This window comes from Bradyrhizobium sp. Ken51 (assembly GCF_055807435.1).
Genome location: NZ_JBVVPB010000002.1, coordinates 280,012 through 298,852, shown reverse-complemented (window position 1 = coordinate 298,852; position 18,841 = coordinate 280,012). Strand labels below are relative to the sequence as shown.

The 18,841-nt window shown below is 63.5% G+C and carries 22 protein-coding genes; 13 read left to right on the top strand and 9 right to left on the bottom strand.

Annotated elements, in window-relative coordinates; genetic code table 11:
• Positions 1 to 127 precede the first annotated feature (127 nt).
• Positions 128 to 697, bottom strand: a complete 570-nt coding sequence (locus AC0L27_RS05030) for a glutathione peroxidase (protein WP_354055048.1) — start codon at positions 695 to 697, stop codon at positions 128 to 130.
• A 91-nt stretch (positions 698 to 788) separates the two neighbouring features.
• Positions 789 to 2,387 carry a L,D-transpeptidase family protein gene (locus AC0L27_RS05025; RefSeq protein ID WP_354203886.1) on the bottom strand — a complete coding sequence of 533 codons (1,599 nt, stop codon included), beginning with the start codon at positions 2,385 to 2,387 and terminating at the stop codon, positions 789 to 791.
• Positions 2,388 to 2,595: 208 nt separating this feature from the next.
• On the opposite strand from AC0L27_RS05025, the gene AC0L27_RS05020 reads away from it, so the two are divergent.
• The 3 genes from AC0L27_RS05020 to AC0L27_RS05010 all read left to right on the top strand — a co-directional run bounded on the left by AC0L27_RS05020 (position 2,596) and on the right by AC0L27_RS05010 (position 4,365).
• Positions 2,596 to 3,144, top strand: coding sequence for a CreA family protein (locus AC0L27_RS05020; RefSeq protein WP_354203884.1), 549 nt, complete (start codon positions 2,596 to 2,598; stop codon positions 3,142 to 3,144).
• A gap of 658 nt (positions 3,145 to 3,802) precedes the next feature.
• Positions 3,803 to 3,967: a hypothetical protein gene (locus AC0L27_RS05015; RefSeq protein ID WP_354203882.1), complete on the top strand. Its 165-nt coding sequence runs from the start codon at positions 3,803 to 3,805 to the stop codon at positions 3,965 to 3,967.
• A gap of 35 nt (positions 3,968 to 4,002) precedes the next feature.
• Entirely contained in the window at positions 4,003 to 4,365 is a 363-nt protein-coding gene (locus AC0L27_RS05010) for a hypothetical protein (protein ID WP_354203880.1), read from the top strand.
• A gap of 3 nt (positions 4,366 to 4,368) precedes the next feature.
• Here the strand turns inward: AC0L27_RS05010 and AC0L27_RS05005 are convergent, their stop codons facing one another.
• Positions 4,369 to 4,617 (bottom strand): DUF6719 family protein, encoded by a 249-nt coding sequence (locus AC0L27_RS05005; RefSeq protein WP_027517580.1) that lies wholly within the window; start codon positions 4,615 to 4,617, stop codon positions 4,369 to 4,371.
• A gap of 71 nt (positions 4,618 to 4,688) precedes the next feature.
• Positions 4,689 to 6,161 (bottom strand): MocR-like pyridoxine biosynthesis transcription factor PdxR, encoded by a 1,473-nt coding sequence (gene pdxR / locus AC0L27_RS05000; protein ID WP_354203878.1) that lies wholly within the window; start codon positions 6,159 to 6,161, stop codon positions 4,689 to 4,691.
• Positions 6,162 to 6,235: 74 nt separating this feature from the next.
• On the opposite strand from pdxR, the gene AC0L27_RS04995 reads away from it, so the two are divergent.
• The 7 genes from AC0L27_RS04995 to AC0L27_RS04965 all read left to right on the top strand — a co-directional run bounded on the left by AC0L27_RS04995 (position 6,236) and on the right by AC0L27_RS04965 (position 12,796).
• Positions 6,236 to 6,961: a pyridoxamine 5'-phosphate oxidase family protein gene (locus tag AC0L27_RS04995; protein WP_354055040.1), complete on the top strand. Its 726-nt coding sequence runs from the start codon at positions 6,236 to 6,238 to the stop codon at positions 6,959 to 6,961.
• A gap of 54 nt (positions 6,962 to 7,015) precedes the next feature.
• Complete coding sequence (locus AC0L27_RS04990; RefSeq protein ID WP_473318013.1) at positions 7,016 to 8,293, top strand: ArgE/DapE family deacylase; 1,278 nt, start codon at positions 7,016 to 7,018, stop codon at positions 8,291 to 8,293.
• A gap of 257 nt (positions 8,294 to 8,550) precedes the next feature.
• On the top strand, positions 8,551 to 9,360 hold the full coding sequence (locus AC0L27_RS04985; RefSeq protein WP_354055036.1) for an alpha/beta hydrolase: 810 nt from the start codon (positions 8,551 to 8,553) through the stop codon (positions 9,358 to 9,360).
• A gap of 33 nt (positions 9,361 to 9,393) precedes the next feature.
• Positions 9,394 to 10,233 carry a tryptophan 2,3-dioxygenase gene (kynA, locus tag AC0L27_RS04980; RefSeq protein ID WP_027569723.1) on the top strand — a complete coding sequence of 280 codons (840 nt, stop codon included), beginning with the start codon at positions 9,394 to 9,396 and terminating at the stop codon, positions 10,231 to 10,233.
• An 8-nt stretch (positions 10,234 to 10,241) separates the two neighbouring features.
• Positions 10,242 to 11,444, top strand: coding sequence for a kynureninase (gene kynU, locus AC0L27_RS04975; protein WP_354203873.1), 1,203 nt, complete (start codon positions 10,242 to 10,244; stop codon positions 11,442 to 11,444).
• A gap of 171 nt (positions 11,445 to 11,615) precedes the next feature.
• On the top strand, positions 11,616 to 12,017 hold the full coding sequence (locus tag AC0L27_RS04970; RefSeq protein ID WP_473318011.1) for a PaaI family thioesterase: 402 nt from the start codon (positions 11,616 to 11,618) through the stop codon (positions 12,015 to 12,017).
• A gap of 149 nt (positions 12,018 to 12,166) precedes the next feature.
• The gene (locus AC0L27_RS04965) at positions 12,167 to 12,796 is read left to right on the top strand and encodes a GNAT family N-acetyltransferase (RefSeq protein ID WP_354055029.1); all 630 of its coding nucleotides are present in this window, start codon (positions 12,167 to 12,169) and stop codon (positions 12,794 to 12,796) included.
• 79 nt (positions 12,797 to 12,875) lie between these two features.
• Here the strand turns inward: AC0L27_RS04965 and AC0L27_RS04960 are convergent, their stop codons facing one another.
• The 3 genes from AC0L27_RS04960 to AC0L27_RS04950 form a co-directional block, all read right to left on the bottom strand.
• The gene (locus tag AC0L27_RS04960) at positions 12,876 to 13,181 is read right to left on the bottom strand and encodes a hypothetical protein (RefSeq protein WP_007591844.1); all 306 of its coding nucleotides are present in this window, start codon (positions 13,179 to 13,181) and stop codon (positions 12,876 to 12,878) included.
• Positions 13,182 to 13,276: 95 nt separating this feature from the next.
• On the bottom strand, positions 13,277 to 13,963 hold the full coding sequence (locus AC0L27_RS04955; protein ID WP_354203870.1) for a DUF2161 domain-containing phosphodiesterase: 687 nt from the start codon (positions 13,961 to 13,963) through the stop codon (positions 13,277 to 13,279).
• 112 nt (positions 13,964 to 14,075) lie between these two features.
• Complete coding sequence (locus tag AC0L27_RS04950) at positions 14,076 to 14,756, bottom strand: SDR family oxidoreductase (protein WP_354203868.1); 681 nt, start codon at positions 14,754 to 14,756, stop codon at positions 14,076 to 14,078.
• 117 nt (positions 14,757 to 14,873) lie between these two features.
• Between AC0L27_RS04950 and AC0L27_RS04945 the strand changes: the two genes are divergently transcribed.
• Entirely contained in the window at positions 14,874 to 15,617 is a 744-nt protein-coding gene (locus AC0L27_RS04945; protein WP_275167147.1) for an SGNH/GDSL hydrolase family protein, read from the top strand.
• Here AC0L27_RS04945 and AC0L27_RS04940 read toward each other — a convergent pair.
• Positions 15,607 to 16,380, bottom strand: coding sequence for a tyrosine-protein phosphatase (locus AC0L27_RS04940; RefSeq protein ID WP_275167146.1), 774 nt, complete (start codon positions 16,378 to 16,380; stop codon positions 15,607 to 15,609). The genes AC0L27_RS04945 and AC0L27_RS04940 overlap by 11 nt on opposite strands.
• Before the next feature lie 71 nt (positions 16,381 to 16,451).
• Here AC0L27_RS04940 and AC0L27_RS04935 point away from each other — a divergent pair, with 71 nt between their 5' ends.
• Positions 16,452 to 16,763 (top strand): MliC family protein, encoded by a 312-nt coding sequence (locus AC0L27_RS04935; RefSeq protein ID WP_354203865.1) that lies wholly within the window; start codon positions 16,452 to 16,454, stop codon positions 16,761 to 16,763.
• Positions 16,764 to 16,877: 114 nt separating this feature from the next.
• Here the strand turns inward: AC0L27_RS04935 and AC0L27_RS04930 are convergent, their stop codons facing one another.
• Positions 16,878 to 17,078, bottom strand: coding sequence for a DUF2735 domain-containing protein (locus AC0L27_RS04930; protein ID WP_473301368.1), 201 nt, complete (start codon positions 17,076 to 17,078; stop codon positions 16,878 to 16,880).
• 541 nt (positions 17,079 to 17,619) lie between these two features.
• On the opposite strand from AC0L27_RS04930, the gene AC0L27_RS04925 reads away from it, so the two are divergent.
• Positions 17,620 to 18,654, top strand: coding sequence for a glutamine synthetase beta-grasp domain-containing protein (locus AC0L27_RS04925; protein ID WP_354055017.1), 1,035 nt, complete (start codon positions 17,620 to 17,622; stop codon positions 18,652 to 18,654).
• Positions 18,655 to 18,841 lie beyond the last annotated feature (187 nt).

Below are 18,841 nucleotides of genomic sequence, written 5' to 3'. Positions count from 1 at the left end.
TTTTCGCCTCCGGCAAAACCATCCTGCCCCTAACGATCCTAGCCTAGATGGTGGGCCCTCGCCATTGCAACGGCTGTTTGGCGCCCCAACACAATTGTGCCCAACCGGGTTGGGGAGACGTGTGGCGTCAAGTGTCGGCCAGAGCCTTGGCGATTGCCGTTTTGATCCGCGTGTCGGCCGGCTCCACGGTGGATGCAAAGACGTCGGCAATATAGCCGTCCCGGCCGATCAAATATTTGTGGAAGTTCCAGCGCGGAACTTCCCGCGGGCGTGCCTCTGCCGCCCATTTGTAAAACGGATGCGCCTTTGCACCGACGACGACAGCCTTGGCCGCAATAGGGAAGGTAACGCCGTATTGGTGGTGGGCGGTCTCCGAGATCTCGCTGGTGCCGCCGGGCTCCTGTCCGCCGAAATCGTTGGAGGGCACGCCAATGACGGTGAGGCCGCGCTCGCGAAACTCGCCCCAAATTTCTTGCAGACCGGCATATTGCGGCGTGTAACCGCAAAGCGAAGCGGTGTTGACCACCAGCAGCGGCTTGCCGGTGAAGGCCGCAAGCCGGATGTCGTCGCCTGACAATGCCGGGAAAGAGAAGGCGTAGGCGGAGATTCGGCTCATGCCGCCATCCGCCAGTGCACGCGTCGCCGGCGCCAGCGTGCTTGCAAAGGCGGCGATGAGCATGGTCCTGCGGTTCATCATGACGGCGTCCCCCGAAATGATCCGGGCGGATGTTACCCCTCCGGTGCGAGCGGCGTCGTCAACACCGCGTTATCTGCCGCGATAAAGCGCGTTAGTACAGGCGGACGATGAAATCGGTGCCTTCGCCGGTCTCGCCCTGGTTGATGCCCTGGTCGGAGACGATGATCGAGCCGCCTGACGTCAGCATTTCGTTGATCTTCGCGATCGTGTCGGCGGGGATCGAGACGCGGTCGAGGGCTTCGGCCGGGCTGTCCGGCGTGACCACAGGCTTGGCAGCGACGGGAATCACGGCCGCGCCACGCTGGCGGCCTGTCAGGCGGCCGTCATCTTGGCGCGCGGCAGAGCGAACGGACACTGGCAAGGACACCACCGACCAATGCAGCGCATTGGAATCGGCCTTGTCGACTTCGGCGGTGAAGACATGCGTGCCGAGCGGCCGATCGCTCGCGGCGATCGTGACAGGCACCTCGAACAGCGGCGCAAAGTTCTGCCGCACGTAGAGCTTGGAATCCTTGCGGCTGATGAAGACCGCGATCTGGCCCGCCCGCTTGGGCGCGTCAGGTTTTGCCACGGGCGCCGGATCGGCAACGCGGGTTTCGTCCTTCTTGACGTCGGGCGTTGCCGCCTGCGCTGGCGCCACGGCCGGCGCATCGGGCGTCTTCGCGGGTTCGGACTTGGCCGTTTCGGATTTCGGCGTCTCCGCGGCCTCGACAGGCTTCGCTTCAGTGCTCGCGGGCTGCGCGGCGTCTCCGGCCTGAGACTTGGCCGCGTCCGCCGCCTCAGCGGTCTTGGTCTCGGGCTTTGCCGTTGTCTCGGTCTGGTCGGCGGATGTCGCGGACTCCTCGCGGCCCGGGGCATATCCGGTGGTCACGTCCGACATCACGGTGTGGCCGACCGACGAGCGCAGCTCGAGCACGCCGTCCGCGCTGGCGGTCTTCGTTTCAACCGGCTTTGCTTCGGCGGCTCCGGTATTGGCCGCGACCTTATCGGCCTTGTCGCCGGCATTGGTCTGCGGCTCGAGGCTGGCCGCGGGTTGCGGCGGCACCCGCACCGAGGCAAGTAGCGGATGTGAGAAGTTCTGCGGCGACATCTGACCGGGCGAAACGATCACGCGCGCGCCCATCCTGGTCCAGTTCCACATCTTCACGGCGAACGCCATCGGCATGCGGATGCAGCCGTGCGAGGCCGGATACCCCGGCAGCACGCCGGCATGCATGGCAACGCCCGACCAGGTGATCCGCTGCATGTACGGCATCGGCGCGCCGCTATAGATGTTGGAGTGGTGGAATTTGTGCTTCTGGATGACGCTGAACACACCCATCGGCGTCGAATGGCCCTTCATGCCGGTCGACACCGGGGATTCCGCGAACACGCCGTTGGTATCGTAGACCGTGACCTTCTGCCGGTCGATCGAGACGACGATGACGAGGGGACCTTGCGGTTTTGTGCCCGCTTCTTTTTCGGAAACGAGGTCTTTCTTGCCGGCCGCACCGCGCTTCTGGGGCTTCTGGCGCGGGACTTCGGGATGGCGCTCCTGGCGCCCGTACGATCCGTCGGAATAATCCGTCCAGTAATAAAATGCTGCGTCCGCCTGGCTCGCCGTGCCGATCGCACCCGCCGCCGTCAAAATGGCGACCTGCCAAAATCGCGCCGGCTTGGCAGAAAAACCAGACCCGTTCACGCTGTTCATCATCGAATCCACAATCCAAATCAGATGTTAGTCTCTCAGAGGGGATACGCGTTCACCAGCACGGCGGTTCTGCGATCAGCTAATTTTGTCCAAAGCGTAGCAAAAAAGCCTCACGGAGCGGTAAACGGCGGCCGTATCGGCCTGCCGATCGTCTTCCTGATCGGTCGCCTCATGCCTACATTGCTGGGACTTGTTATCGGAGAACTTCATGTCATCTCGTTTCCCCAGTCTTTCCAGCATCCGCTTGAAAGGCCTCGCTTTATTCCTCCTGGCGCTGACCGTGCCGGCAGCGTTCGCCTTCGCCGCGGACGAGCCGGATCTGATCTTCCGCCGCTCAACCGTGTTCAAATGGATGAGCCCGAACGACAAGCTTGCGACCTATGGTCTCGACGACCCCGAAGTCGAGGGCGTGGCCTGTCATTTCACGGTACCGGAGAAGGGCGGCTTCAAGGGCTGGCTGGGCCTTGCCGAAGAGGTCTCGGACATTTCGCTCGCCTGCCGTCAGGTCGGCCCGATCAAGTTCAAGAACAAGATGGAGCAGGGCGACGACATGTTCCGCCAGCGCCGCTCGCTGTTCTTCAAGAAGATGCAGATCGTGCGCGGCTGTGACGCTAAGCGCAACGTGCTGGTCTACATGGTCTATTCAGACAGGCTGATCGAGGGTTCGCCGAAGAACTCGACCTCGACCGTCCCGGTCATGCCGTGGGGACCGGCGGACGCGAACGTCCAGAAGTGCGGCGAGTTCTTCACTCAGTGACGCTCTTGCGTTCACGGTGACGCGCTTGCGTTCACCCGGTGACGTCAGCCCGGCTGCCACGCGGTTTTGCAAGATGGGAGCCGGTCAGCCGCACGAATGACTGCGGCGTTGCCTCAAAGCCCCGGCTCGATTGCAGCGCCATTTCGCCAGGCGAATTGGCGCTGCTGCGAACAGGTTGTTGCTCCCGGCGGTCCGTTCGTTGGTCCGCATCGCGCGTCGTTGCGCGATTCTGCGCCGTCATGATGGCCGTTCCTCACATGAACGCGCTCGGCGATGCCCGGGCGTCTCGGTCTCGGTAGCTTGGGTCGCAGTCGAAGCGCCCCCGGTTCGACAGGACCCAGCCGTCGTTCGGCTTCTCTTCAACAGAAAAACGTAAAACGCATGTGAAGGGTGTGAGGCGGGATGATGACGGCGCCGGCGTTCCGGCGCGCATCCGAACTCGCCCGGAACCTGCCAGGCCATATTGGGTGGCCGCATGACCCATCTGAAAAGATTGAGATTTTCCGTCGAATATGTCGTCGCCGCGAGCGGGACGAAACAATTCTCACGGAGATGAAACCATTTTCCGGCTTTGGCGCATCACGCGCGAAACCGCCCATGGTTATCAACCTCACAACGACGACGGCGCACGCCGGCCACCGAATTCAGAGAGAACTCCATGCGCACGCTCAGCCTCATCCTTGCTTTCGCTTTCGTGCTCGCCGGCTCCTCGTTCGCAGGCTCGCCGGATGGCAATGTCCCGGGCATCGGTACTTTCCAGTACAGCGGCTCGCCGATCACGACCCCGGCGCCGCAGCCGATCGTGGTTGCCGCGCGCTTCTGATCGTCAACAAGAAAAATCAGCCGATAAAGGCCGTCATGCTTGTTCGTTTCTGCGCTGCGGCGTTCATATCCCTTCTGACGATCAGTGCCGCTCAGGCGCAGGTGCGCTCTCCCTCCAGATTACCCGATCCACGTACTGAGTTCGTGAGGCAATGCGCGCCGCGCATGCTCGGACGATGGGAGCATCCGGAAGAGGTCTGCGGCTGCCTGCACGATCATGCTGCCGCCGTCGTCGAGGATCGCGATCTCCGCGAGGCCCTGCTGCGGGGCATCAGCGAGACCGGGGTGCCGACGATCGAGACCGACTGGGTGCCGGCCGCAAAGCAGACCGAAATCGGCCCGACCTTCACCAAGATAGCCAAGCCGACCCTGCAATGCATGTTCGATCCGGCGAAGTAGCGCTCATCGCTTTGATTTCGGACCAAACCGCGACACGCAGGTGCTCGTCCGTGCGACGCCCTTGTCGGTCATCTTGGCGCCGCGGACTTCCTTGACCTGTCCGGCGGGGCAGGTTCCGTCGTCCACTTGCACGCGCTGGCCGAGCTTGAGATCGACGATGTCCTGCTCGCGTCCGACCGTGCCTGCGCGCGCCGTCGCGGCGAGTGCGATGAAGATCAGGAGCGAGAGGCAAGTCGCACGGCGTAGCAGCATGGTGTGAGCTCGCTCCCGGCATCGATGCCGCAATGTAGGGAGCGGCAGCCGATTCTCATAGTGAACGTTCGTCATGCCCACCGGGCCGGCTTGCTCCTCGCACGCAAGGCCGCTCTCGATTCCCGCGCGAGCCGCTCGGCGGATGCCACGAGCTTCGGAATCGCGTGGCCGGAAAATCCCAGCACGAAACCGGGCAGAGGACGCGCGCGTGAATAGGTGTCGGCCAATAGCCAGCCTTCGGCGCCGGCGGCCTGCTTGGCGTCTGCCGCCACAGCCAGATCGACCGAGGAATCGAACCGGGCGACAAGATGCAGGCCCTGCGATGGGACCGGCACCGACAGCACGCCGTGGGATGCGGCTTCGAGCGTCCCGGCCAGCGCGTCGCGCGCCTCGCGGTAGAGCTTGCGCACGCGCTTCAGGTTCGCCGCGAACGCGCCGGAATTGAGCATGTCGGCCACCGCACCCTCCATCAGCGTGCCGGGAAAGCGGTCGAGCGCGGCCCGCGCCGCGGTGACATCCGCAATCAAGCGCTCGGGCAGGGCGCAATAGCCGATGCGCAAGCCCGGAAACAACGTCTTGGCGAACGTGCCCATGTAGATCACGCGCTGGAGGTGATCGATGCCGGCCAGCGACATCAGCGGCGCGCCGTCGTAACGGAATTCGCTGTCGTAATCGTCTTCCAGCACGAAGGCGTCGGCCTGCCTGGCCCAGTCCAGCAGCTCGAGCCGCCGCGGCATCGACATCTGCACACCCAGCGGAAACTGGTGCGACGGCGTCACATAGGCTGCGCGCGCGGACGGCGCCGCTGCGCGGCCTCTGGCGACACGCATGCCTTGCGCGTCGACGGGAACGGACACGGCACGATAGCCGCAATGCGCGATGGTTTTGCGCGCGGCGGGGTACCCTGGATCCTCGCACCAGACCTGGTCGTTGGGCTTCAGGATCGCGCTCAGCACGATGCGTAGCGCGTGCAGCGTGCCTGACGTCAGCATGATCTGATCGGGATCGCAGCGCAGGCCCCGCGCCGACAACAGATGATCGGCGATCGCCGCACGCAGCTCGCGGCTGCCGCGGGGGTCGCCATAGTGCAGATGCTCCGCGCCGAAGGCGCGCATGCGGCGGCCGACAAAGGCCCGGAAGCGCTGCACGGCGCGCGCGTCGATATGGGTGCAGCCGAGCGAAAACGCGCCTTGCCCCGGCGTTTCGACGATGATCTTCGGCCGCTTCGGCTCGGCCGCGCGTGCGGGGATGCGCGCGGCGACGAAGGTGCCGGAGCCGACGGTGGCGTCGGCAAAGCCGTCGGCGATCAGCCGCTCATAGGCGGTGACGACGGCATTGCGCCGAAAGCCGGTCTGTTTAGCCAGCGTGCGCGACGGCGGCAGCGGCTCGCCCGGCTTGACGAGGCCGGCAACGATCATCTCGCACAGCGCTTGGTACAGCCGGTGCGCCGACGAGGCGCCAGCCGTGACGTGCGGGCCTGCGAGATCGAGCGGCAGCTCGGCCTTGGCCGGGGAGGGGACTAAATTGGTCGGAATTTTTCGCATGGAATTGGCACTATCGCAGACCAAATCTGCGGCTACAACTGCCTTGGAATTGTTCCAATCCGACAGGAGCGGCCGTGAGCCAGACCGAGAACCCAAATTCCTATCCGACGTCCGCGCGCAACCAGGTGAAGCGCCGTCACGACCGCGGCTTTTACGATCACGACACCGTTCATCGCATCCTGGATTCCTCGATGCTCTGCCACGTCTCCTACGCGATCGACGGCCAACCCTATTGCACGCCGACCTTCTTCTGGCGCGAAGGGACGAAGCTGTACTGGCACGGCTCGAGCGCCAGCCGCATGCTGCGCAACCAGACAAGGGGCGAGCGTGTGTGCCTGACCGTCGCCCATCTGGACAGTCTGGTGCTGGCGCGCTGCGGGTTCAATCACTCCGCCGACTACCGCGCCGTGATGGCGTTTGGCACCGCCTATCTCGTGACCGATCCCGAGGAGAAAGAGCGCGCGGTGATTGCCATGGTCGACCGCTTCTTCCCGGATCGGACCGCGAGCCTGCGGGCGAGCAATGCGCAGGAGATCAAGGCGACCTCCTTTATCGCGATGGAGATCGAGGAAGCCTCCGCGAAAGTCCGGGCCAAGGGTGTCGCCGACGACGACGAGGACTATGCATTGCCGATCTATGCCGAGCGCATCCCCGTGCGCACCGTGCTGGGCGCGCCGGAGCCTTGCGCGCGGCTGCTCGACGGCGTGCGCCGGCCGGCGACACTGAATGGCTATTCGGAGGGTCGGCTGCTCGAAGATGCATTGCGGGATGCCTATTTTGCAGAGTACCCGAACGGCTGAAATCGGCTAGCTTGCGCTCCTTCGATGATCTCAATGCCCGATTGGAGTTGCCTGATGAATGCCGAAACGCAGCAGAGGATTCTTGACGCCGTCGATGCCGGCTTCGAAGCCCAGCTCGCGACCACACGCGATTTCGTCGCGATCCCCTCGACCCGTGGGGCGGAGGGGCCATGCCAGGACATGATCGGCGACCTCCTGCGCGCGCGCGGCTACGAGGTCGACGACTGGCACATCGATGTCGACGACCTCAAGGATTTGCGCGGCTTCGGCCCCATCGAGCATGATTTTTCGAAGGCGCGCACTGTTGTCGGCACGTACCGGCCCAAAACCGAGGCGGGCAAATCGCTGATCCTCCAGGGCCACTGCGACGTGGTACCGGCGGGGCCGCTGGAATTGTGGGATACCCCGCCATTTTCGCCCATCATCAAGGACGGCAAGATGTTCGGTCGCGGTGCCTGCGACATGAAGTCGGGCACCATCGGCGCGCTTTATGCTTTGGATGCGATCAAGGCTGCGGGCCTCAAGCCGACGGCGCGGATCCACTTCCAGTCGGTGATCGAGGAGGAGAGCACCGGCGTCGGCGCGCTCTCGACGCTTCAACGCGGCTATCGTGCAGATGCTTGCTTCGTCCCTGAGCCGACCGGCGGCAAGATGGTGCGCTCGCAGGTCGGCGTGATCTGGTTCCGCCTGCGCGTGAAGGGCCATCCGACCCATGTCGCTTTCGCCGGCTCCGGCGCGAACGCAATCATGGCGGCCTATCATTTGATTCAGGCGCTGCAAAAACTCGAGATCGAGTGGAACGAGCGCGCGAAAGCCGATCGTCACTTCAAGGCGCTGAACCATCCCATCAATTTCAACCCCGGCATCATTAAGGGCGGCGACTGGGCCTCCAGCGTGCCGGCCTGGTGCGACGTCGACTGCCGGATCGCTGTGTTGCCGGGCTGGTCGATCGCCGATCACCAGAAAGAGATCATGGCCTGCGTTGCGGCTGCCGCACGCAACCACCGCTTCCTCGCCAACAATCCGCCGGAGGTCGAATGGTCGGGCTTCTTGTCGGAAGGCTATGAGCTGACCGACGCCGCCGCGCCTGAGGCGGCGTTCGGCAAGGCCTTCAACACCGTCTATGGCGGCGAAATCGAAGACCTCGTCTTCACCGCGCTCACCGACACCCGCTTCTACGGCCTCAATCACGGTATCCCGAGCCTGTGCTTCGGCGCGAGTGGCGGCGAGATGCACGGCTTCAATGAATTTGTCGATCTGGACTCGCTGAAGAAGACGACCAAGGCGATGGCGTTGTTCATCGCGGATTGGTGCGGGGTCGAGAAGGGGTAGCTCTCGTGTCCCGGACGCGGCGCAGCGCGAAGCGGTGCGCCGCAGAGCCGGGACCCACGTCACCGCACAGTTGGACCCCGGTTCAGCTGCGCATCGTTTCACGCTGCGCTGCGCCCGGGGAACGAACCATCTTCCGCCTGCCCAATCCAGCGGCGCCCCCAAATCCTTTAAGCTTAAACTAAAGACTAGGATGCCGCCCGCGCCGGTGGCAGACTGGCGCCAGCTGCACAAGACCCGAGTCCGTCGAGGAAGCAACGATGCGCGATTGGGATGACGCTTACGCCAATTCGGCCCATATCCCAGGCTCGGACAAGATCCCGGCGTTATGGGCGGAGCGGGCGGCGGCTTATCGTGCCGGGCTGAAGGAGTTTCGCGCCGACATCGCCTATGGCCCCGGCGAGCGCCAGCGCCTCGACCTGATCTTGCCAGACGGCGACAGCAAGGGCCTCGTCGTGTTCGTCCACGGCGGCTACTGGATGCGCTTCGACAAATCGACATGGACCGATCTTGCCGAAGGCGCGCGTCATCATGGCTGGACGGTGGCACTGCCAAGCTACACACTGACGCCGGCCGCGCGCATCTCCGACATTACGACGGAAATTGCCGCAGCGATCGCCAAGGCGGCCGCTCTCGTCGCGGGTCCGATCCGGCTCGCCGGCCATTCCGCGGGCGGTCATCTCGTCACGCGTATGCTGTGCAATGATAGCCGGCTCGATCCCGCCATCTTCAACCGCATCGCCGGCACGCTCTCCGTCAGCGGCCTGCATGATCTGCGTCCGCTGCTCAAGACCAGGATGAACGACACCCTGCGCATGACGATGGAGGAGGCGACGCTGGAAAGCGCAGCGCTGCATCTGCCGCGTGGGCCTTCCCCCGTGACCGCCTGGGTCGGCGGCAATGAGCGGCCAGAATTCATCCGCCAGTCCGATCTGATGGCCAATGTCTGGACTGGCTTCGACGTGCCGACGCGTCTTGTCGTCGATCCCGGGCTGAACCATTTCACCGTGATCGACGCCCTCAAGGACCCGTCGTCGCCAATCACCGCGCGCCTGATCGGCCTCGACTGACGAGGCCATAACGATCGATCGAAAGGGCCTGCCATGACGTCCAGCGAATACGATCCCGCAAGCGAAGGCGCCGAGACCGATTTCGCCCGGCGCATGTCTTATGGCAACTATCTGGCGCTGGATGCGATCCTCGGCGCGCAGCATCCGCTGTCGGAAGCCCATGACGAAATGCTGTTCATCATCCAGCATCAGACCACCGAACTCTGGATGCGGCTCGCCATCCACGAGCTCAGCGCCGCACGCCGTTCGATCGCGAAGGATGAGGTGCAGCCTGCGATGAAGATGCTGGCACGGATGTCGCGGATCTTCGAGCAGCTCAACGGCGCCTGGGACGTGCTGCGCACCATGACGCCCAGCGAGTATACGCGCTTCCGCTCGCAGCTTGGCCAGTCCTCAGGCTTCCAGTCGCGGCAATATCGGCTGATCGAATTCCTCCTTGGTAACCGCAACCACGCCATGCTCAAGCCGCACGCGCACGATCTGGAAACCACGCAACTGCTCGAAGCCGAGCTTGCGACCCCAAGCCTTTACGACGAGGTGCTGCGGCTCGCCGACCGCAACGGACTCAAGATGCCCGCGGCCGTGCTGGCGCGCGATGTTCGCGAGACTCACAGTTTCAACGAAGGTGTGCTGCAGGCCTGGCGTATCGTCTACGAGGCGCCGGAAACGCATTGGATGCTCTACGAGCTCGCCGAGAAGCTGGTCGATTTCGAGGATTACTTCCGGCGCTGGCGCTTCAACCATGTGACGACAGTCGAGCGCGTCATCGGTTTCAAACGCGGCACCGGGGGCACCGGTGGCGTCAGCTATCTCAAGCGCATGCTGGAGGTCGAGCTGTTTCCTGAACTCTGGCGCGTGCGCACGATCCTGTAGAGATTTTCATGACCAAGCTTCGCGTCTACGACGACACCAAAGCGCTGTTCCATATGCCGGACGGTGTGATCTATCTCGACGGCAATTCGCTCGGCGCGTTGCCGCTTGGTGTCGCCGAGCGCGTCAGCCGCGTCATCACCGCCGAGTGGGGCGATGAGTTGATCCGCTCCTGGAATACGGCGGGCTGGTACGTCCAGCCGCGTCATGTCGGCGATCGCATCGCGCGACTGATCTGTGCGGAAGCCGGCTCCGTCATGGTCGGAGATACGCTGTCGCTCAAGGTCTATCAGGCGCTCGCCGCCGCGCTCGACATGAACGCATCGCGCAAAATCGTCCTGTCGGACACCGGCAATTTTCCGACCGACCTCTACATGGCTGAAGGCCTGATCGCGACGCTCGGCCGTGGCCATCAATTGCGCCTGGTGGCGCCGGAGGAGATCGAGGCTTCGTTATCGGTGGAGATCGCGGTGCTCTACATCACCGAGGTCGATTACCGCACCGGACGGCGCCACGACATGGCGAAGCTGACTGCAACAGCGCATGCGCTCGGCATCGTCACGGTGTGGGACCTCGCGCATTCGGCCGGCGCGCTGCCGGTTGACCTTGCCGGCACCGGCGCTGATTTCGCCGCCGGATGTACCTACAAATACATCAACGCCGGCCCTGGCGCGCCGGCCTTCCTCTACGTCGCGCCGCGCCATGCCGACAGCGTGCGCGCCGCTTTGTCGGGGTGGATGGGGCACGCAAAGCCGTTCGCGTTCGAGCTTGCCTATGCGGCCGCCGGCGGCGTCGAGCGCATGCGCGTCGGAACGCCGCCGGTGCTGGCGATGGCGGCCTTGGAGGCCTCGCTCGACATCTGGGATCGCGTCGATATCAGGGAAGTCCGCGCGCGTTCGCTGGCGCTCGGCGATCTCCTGATTGCCGAGGTCGAACGCCGCTGCCCGTCCTTGAAGCTCGTCACGCCGCGCCCGCATGAGCGCCGCGGCTCTCAGGTCTCCTTCGCCTTCGACGGCGGCTACGCCGCGATGCAGGCCCTCATCGCCCGTGGCGTCATCGGCGATTTCCGCGCACCTGACATCATGAGGTTTGGCATCACGCCGCTGTATATCGGCGAGGCCGAGGTGATGAAGGCAGCCGAGATCATCGAGGAGGTGATTGCGGGCGAGGTGTGGCGGCGTCCGGAGTATCAGGTAGTGAATGCGGTGACGTGAGGTCGAAGGCTGTCTCCCCCGTCATTGCGAGCGCAGCGAAGCAATCCAGAAATGTATCCGCGGAAAGAGTCTGGATTGCTTCGCCGCGCTCGCACTGATTACCTCGGACGTCATTGCTTTGCCGCGTGGAGCAATTCACCCTGCGAGCAGAATGATTTGGGAGGAGATCCGATGACGCCGCTCGAGAAACTTAAAGCGATGAAGATGCCGTTTGCCGAACTCAAGGGCGTCGAGTTCGTCGAGGCCGGGAAAGATCGCGTGGTGGCGCGGATGACGGTCAGGCCCGATCTCTGCACGCTTCATCAGACCATCCACGGCGGCGCGGTGATGGCGCTGGCCGATTCCGTCGGCGCAGCGGCCACCGTGATCAATCTGCCGGACGACGCCAAGGGTACGACCACGCTCGAGAGCAAGACCAACTTCATCGGCGGGGCCAAGGAGGGAACCACCGTGATCGCGACCGCCACCCCAATCCACAGGGGCCGGCGGACGCAGGTCTGGACCACTCGGCTGGAGACCGAGGACGGCAAGCTGGTCGCCGTGGTGACGCAGACCCAGCTGTTCCTCGTATGAATACGGGGCTTGATTTTATTAACGAATTAGTCGCCTCCAATGCCCGAAACTTGGGCAGGTTCCCGTCTTGAAAAGTTTGTTGCGATGCACAATATTGGAGGCCTAGGGATTCGAACGCCTCCTCGAGGGATACCAAGAGGAGTTTTGACTTGTCACTCGCAGCAGATTTTGGACTTGAACTAACCAATCGCCCGAAGTCCGTTCAGGGCTACGTGCGCACCTTGAGCCAGCAGGAAGAATTGCCGCTCTTGCGCGATCACCTGCTGAGGCTCGATGCCGAAAGCCGGCACGACCGCTTCAACGGTTTTCTCGATGACAGTTTTATCGAGCGTTACGCCGCCCGCTGTGCCGAGGACGGCACCGTGATCGTCGCCTATATCGTCGACGGCGTGGTCCGCGGTGCGGCCGAGCTGCATCCGCCCGAGGGGGATTCGCTGCCCGAGGTCGCCTTCAGCGTGGAAGCCTCGGCGCGGCGCCAGAACGTCGGCACCGTGCTGTTCAGCCGCCTGATCGCGGAAGCGCGCTGGAAAGGCTACAAGCGCCTGCGCATCACCACCGGCGCCGAGAACCACGCAATGCGGGCGCTCGCCAGGAAATTCGGGGCGCATCTGCAATTCCGTCATGGCGAATCGACCGGTACGATTGATCTTGCCAAGGCGCCTGGGGACGAACTTGCTGATCTCGCGGCCTCGCCATTCACGGCCGGCCGCGCTCTTATCAGTTTCAACTCGACCTGCTGGAAGATCATCTCCAGCATCTATGGCAATCGCGCCGCCTGACCTGAAAAAGCCGACTGGAATCAAAAAGCGGACCGGCAAAACCGGTCCGCTTTCGTATTCAAAATAACGAGCTAAGCGTTCAGGTGCCGGTGCGCTTGTCGTTGCCGAAGCGGCGGACGACACGGCGTTCGACCACTACCGAGCGCTGCGCACCCTGTTCGCCGGCGATCACGCGGGTCGAGGTGATGCGGCTGTTGGTGCGAACCTGTTTCTTGACCTCGGCCTGGACGACATCGAGCGGCATTCCCATCAGGGCTGCGGCGATCTCGGCCTGCTGCTCCTGATCGTCGGTGATGCCGACGGCGGCGAAGATCGCCTCGTCCAAAGTCGGGGGATCGTGGCGCACGCGCCGCGTGCCATATTTGGTATTCCAGTCTGCGTTCATAACGGCCTCGTTTCGATGCCGGGATACCTAGTGCCGTCCATGTTGCATTGCAATATGAAATCGGTGTGGCATCTCAGCTATGCACGGGTTGGGTGTCAGGGTGGTGACGCGACAGCGGCAACATCCTCAACCCGCCGTTGTGGCCAGCGTTTCAGCGCCGCATGACCCGCTTCCGTCAGCCCGTAGACTCCCCGCTCGATGCGTTCGAACCAGCCATACACATTGTTAAGCATGATCTTCCCGGCATCGGGACAGCGTTGGCGCAATTCGCTCACCCGCCGCGGGCCCGCCGCGAGTTCCGAGGCGCATGCCAGCGCCTGCTGCCGATAGGCCGTCATGATCGGCGCGCGGGTGCTGCCGCCCAGCACCGGATCGCCCCGGCGGCGCTGATGCTCTGCGACGAGGCGCGAACGGACCTTCGGCTCGCGGCGTGGGGCTGCCGTCGGCGGCTTCACCAGCACCTCGACCTGACCGCGGTCGGTCACCCCGAGCATGCCGAAGCCGAGGCGGCGACAGAGATTGCGATAGCGTGCGTCGGTCTCGCGTCCCTTGCCGCGCACTGACATTTTTGCGGCAATCCAGACGTCGTCGCCGGCCGGTGCGCGATCGACTGCCTGAAGGATCAGCTCGAGATTGAAGCTCAGCTTGAGCTCGCCGATCACCACCACCGGCGGATCGCCGGCGCTGAGGCCCACGAGATCGCAGCCGCCGATCTCGCCCTTGACCGTGAAGCCGAGCTCTTCGAGGAACCGTTTGACAGGCAGGTAGAGCGTGGTTTCCAAAGGAGGCTTCCGAGTATCACGTCCGATCGGGGAATCAGTTGCGGGCAGTGTAGAGCTTTCCTGGCTTCGATAGAATCGGAGCCGGCGCAGAGACAAGCAAACCGGTATGCAACTACACCCGCCCGCCGACTGGGATCAGCGCGCCGGTGACGCCGCTGGCGGCATCGCTGGCGAGGAACAGGATGACTTCGGCGAGCTCCTGCGGTGTCACCCATTTGGCAAAGTCGGCTTTTGGCATGTCGGCACGGTTGGCCTTGGTGTCGATGATCGAGGGCAGCACCGCGTTCACGGTCACCTTGCCTTTCCACTCGCTCGCCAGCGCCTCGGTAAGACGATGGACGCCGGCTTTCGACGCTGCATAGGGGCCCATGCCGGAGCCGGCCTGAAGCGCACCCATGGCGCCGATATTGACGATGCGGCCGGCCTTGGACGCGGCCAGATGGGGCAGCGCCGCGTGCGAGGCGTTGAGAGCCGTCAGCAGGTTGAGCGCATGCATGCGCTGCCATGTCTTCACGTCGCCGTCGCCGACCATCTCGAAGGCGAAGCCGCCGGCGATGTTGATCAGCGCATCGAGCTTGCCGAAATGCTTCGCCGCCGCCTCGACCGCCGTCTTTGCTTGTGCTGCGTCGGACAGATCGACGCCGCCGATCTCGATGCGCTCGGGCATTGCGGGGATCTGCGACGGCGCATGGTCGATGCCGGCAACGCGCGCGCCGCGTGCCAGTGCGGTCTCGGCGACCACCTTGCCGAGCGAGCCGAGTGCGCCGGTCACCACAACGACTTTTCCCTGCACGAGACTCTCCGTCCTTCACCTGTCGCCGACTATTGCGCGGCCCGAATTGGACTTGCAATGGCGGCCGGCTCCAAATTGGGCTAAGATGCAACTTTAGATCGTGGAGGAGGCTGTTTCATGACCGACAATTTGCCGACCCTCGAGTTTCCTGCTGCGATCGTTGATTTGCAGTATCCGCTGCCGAACTTCAGGAAGGCATTGAGCGGAAGGGGGCCCGTGCGCATCGTGGCGATGGGGTCATCTTCGACGGCCGGACTTGGCAACGTCGTCGCATATCCTGCGCGGCTCGAGTTGTATTTGAGAACGCACTACAAGGATGACGATCCCCATCGGGACATCCGGATCGACGTGCTCAACCGTGGCAAGGGCGGCGAAGAGGCGCCGCAAGAAGTGGCTCGGTTCAAAGACGACATCTTTGCCGACAATCCTTCGCTGGTGCTCTGGCAGGTCGGAACCAACGCCGTGTTTCGCAGCAACGAATTCGACTTCGATGAGGTGGTGGCTAAGATCACCGAGGGATTGGCCCGCCTGCGCGATCATCCGGCCACAGATGTCATTCTTATCAACCCGCAATACGTCACGGCCATGCTCGGCGACAATGCCAAGCTCTCGGAGAAGATGGTCTCGGCCATCCGGGCCGCCGCGCAAGAGGCCAAAGTCAATTTGTTCCAGCGCTGGGCCCTGATGCGGCACTGGAACGAGCACAACAACGCCTCGCTTGAGCAACTGCTCGCGCCGGACGACGAGTTGAAGCTGCACCAGAGCGACTGGAGCACCATGCAAGTCGCGCGGGCTCTGCGTTCGGCGATCCTAACGGCGACCGGTGCAACGCAAAGATGCCCATGCCTGATTACGACTTGAGATAGCGCTCCTTGAGCGCGCTCCGCTCGGCCGCGCCGAGCTTGAGCCCGTCGCGCAGATAGGTTTCGAGATCGCCATATTCGGCGCCGACAGCTTCGAAAGCTGCGGCAAGGTACGACGCCTCTACGCTACCGATGGCATTGCGTACGTCTTCGGGCAGATCGGTGGCAGCCGTCGCATCGCGCTTGTAGTGCTGGTTGGTCAGCAGATAGTCCTCGGCAATGACGTCATCCGGCACGCCAAGCGCATGCAGGATCAACGCGCTGGCAAAGCCGGTGCGGTCCTTGCCGGCGGTGCAGTGAATGACCAGCGGCGCGCGGTCCTCCAGGAGATGCCCGAACAGGGTGCGGAAACTGGCTGTGTTGTGGCGGACATAATTGCGATAGGACTCGCGCATGAGCTCGAGCGCGACCGGCGCGGTCAGCCTGCCCCTGGCGAGCTCGCCGCGCAGCGCAGCCACGACCGTCGGCTCGATCGGCAGCGAATGCACGGCGATCTCGTTGATCACGCAGACGCCCGCCGCGCGCTCCTCGACACCGCGAAAATCGAAGGCGCTGCGCACGCCCAGCGCGCGGACGATCTCGACATCGGCAGCAGTGAGCTGGCCGAGATGGTTGGAGCGGAAGATGTGCCGCCAGCGCGTGGTACGGCCATCTGCGGTCGGATAGCCGCCGAGGTCGCGAAAATTGCTGGCGCCCTGCAGGGCGAGATGGCGGGCAGGGGCGTCTTGTCCGGAGTTGTCTTGCGGGGACTTGTCTTGCATGAGATCAGCTTGCGTTATGGTTCCATTGGACGCACGACGGGCGTCCTTGAGATCTATTACAGGGGGCGATCATGGGCCGGCACAAGGCCATTCTTTTGACGGTCGCCATGCTGGCGGGCGCAATGATCGGAGCGCGGCAGGCCGATGCGCAGACGTTCCGGACCTATCGGTGCGTCGATGGTACGCAGTTCATCGTTGGGTTTTATGATGCCGACAAGCGCGCCTTCCTCCAGATCGACGGCGAGCCTGTTACGCTCGCCAAGCGGATCACGGTCTCCGGCGCGCGCTATTCGGGGGCGGGGATCACGCTGGTGATCGGCAAGACCGGCAGCACCACGGTCAAGCATCTGAAGCGGCCGGTCACGGCCTGCGCGGGCATCTGAACGGCGGCATTTCCACAAAAATCAGAAAGGGCCGAAACTTCGTTGTTTCGACCCTTTTTCAAACTGACGCCGGACGCTTGAGAGGGCGCGGCGGTATTGAACCGAACGCAGGCATCAGCGATCCCATTTCGGCTTGGCTTCATCGACTGCTTCCTGATGGTACCAGCTGCCGCTGCAAATCGTCTCGTTCGCGGGGAGCGAGGCGTGGTTGGCGGGAAGGCGGGTCTCACCGTTGCGGCGCCCCCCGAGAGCCGAGCGGCCCCCGACAGGGAATTGATAGATCTGTGCAGATCCGTGACTCAGTCCATTGTTCATCATTGCGGTATCTCCCGAGATCGCAGCGCTGGGCCTCCATGGTGCGCCCGACTCGTTGGCTTGTGGTTACTGGAATCCCCATATCGGCCGTGCATTCCGAAATGCAAAGTGCTGAAAAGGAAATCAGCCTTGGCCTATTTTGTAGGCAGACTGCATTCTGCTTCCTCTGAGGCAGCGGTCGGGTGGCTAACGCGTGGGCCATTGCGAAGGTTGCGGGCGACGGGCACAGACTTGGCGAATATTGCCGGACGTTGATGCGCGTTTAGTCGGCAACCTCAGGCGCCAGCCTGCCTGCTCCAGAATCGGGCGTTTTCCGCGGGATTTTTGCGGTGCAGCTTCACGCAAAGGTGCGCCGCTATGACGCACGGCGGACTGGATGACCCGCCGGGTGGGAGCGGAGGCCGGTTGCGGTGGAAAACCTCCCGCGCTGCGGCCTTTTGGCACGTTAAATGCTTGGAAAGGGTCGGCCGATGTTGGCCGGGTAAACAATCGTGCGGGGGCCTGCGGCCCCCACCTTTCGCATCATCTACAGAGAGGCTCAATGACCAAGTATAAGCTCGAGTACATCTGGCTCGACGGATATACGCCGACTCCGAACTTGCGCGGCAAAACTCAGATCAAGGAATTCGCGTCGTTCCCGACGCTCGAGCAGCTTCCGCTCTGGGGCTTCGATGGCTCCTCCACCCAGCAGGCTGAAGGCCACAGCTCCGATTGCGTGCTGAAGCCGGTCGCGGTGTTCCCGGATGCCGCCCGCACCAACGGCGTGCTCGTGATGTGCGAAGTCATGATGCCGGACGGGAAGACCCCGCACTCGACCAACAAGCGCGCCACCATCCTCGACGATTCCGGCGCCTGGTTCGGCTTCGAGCAGGAATACTTCTTCTACAAGGACGGCCGTCCGCTCGGTTTCCCGGCCTCCGGCTATCCGGCCCCGCAGGGTCCGTACTACACCGGCGTCGGCTTCTCGAACGTCGGCGACGTCGCCCGCAAGATCGTCGAAGAGCATCTCGACCTCTGCCTGGCAGCCGGCATCAACCATGAAGGCATCAACGCGGAAGTCGCGAAGGGCCAGTGGGAATTCCAGATCTTCGGCAAAGGCTCCAAGAAGGCCGCTGACGAAATGTGGATGGCCCGCTACCTGATGCTGCGCCTGACCGAGAAGTACGGCATCGACATCGAGTTCCACTGCAAGCCGCTCGGCGACACCGACTGGAACGGCTCCGGCATGCACGCCAACTTCTCGACCGAGTACATGCGTACGGTCGGCGGCAAGGAGTACTTCGAGGCGCTGATGGCGGCCTTCGACAAGAACCTGATGGACCACATCGCCGTCTACGGCCCGGACAACGACAAGCGTCTGACCGGCAAGCACGAGACCGCGCCCTGGAACAAGTTCAGCTACGGCATTGCCGATCGCGGTGCTTCGATCCGCGTGCCGCACTCCTTCGTCAACAACGGTTACAAGGGCTATCTGGAAGACCGTCGTCCGAACTCGCAGGGCGACCCATACCAGATCGCTTCGCAGATCCTGAAGACGATCGCCTCCGTGCCGGCCGACAAGAAGGCCGCCGCCTAAGATCCTCCCGGCCCGGGCTGGGGGGCTGGCCCGGGTTGGACTTCGATCCGCCGAAGCCGAAAGGCTTCGGCGGATTTTTCATTCTGATGACAGCCGTTGCGGAGACTCCTCGGACCTCATGGCGGAAAACTTGTCCTTCGCCGCCGAAAGCGGGATAGAGTGCGTCTGGGTGCGCGCAAGGCCGGGG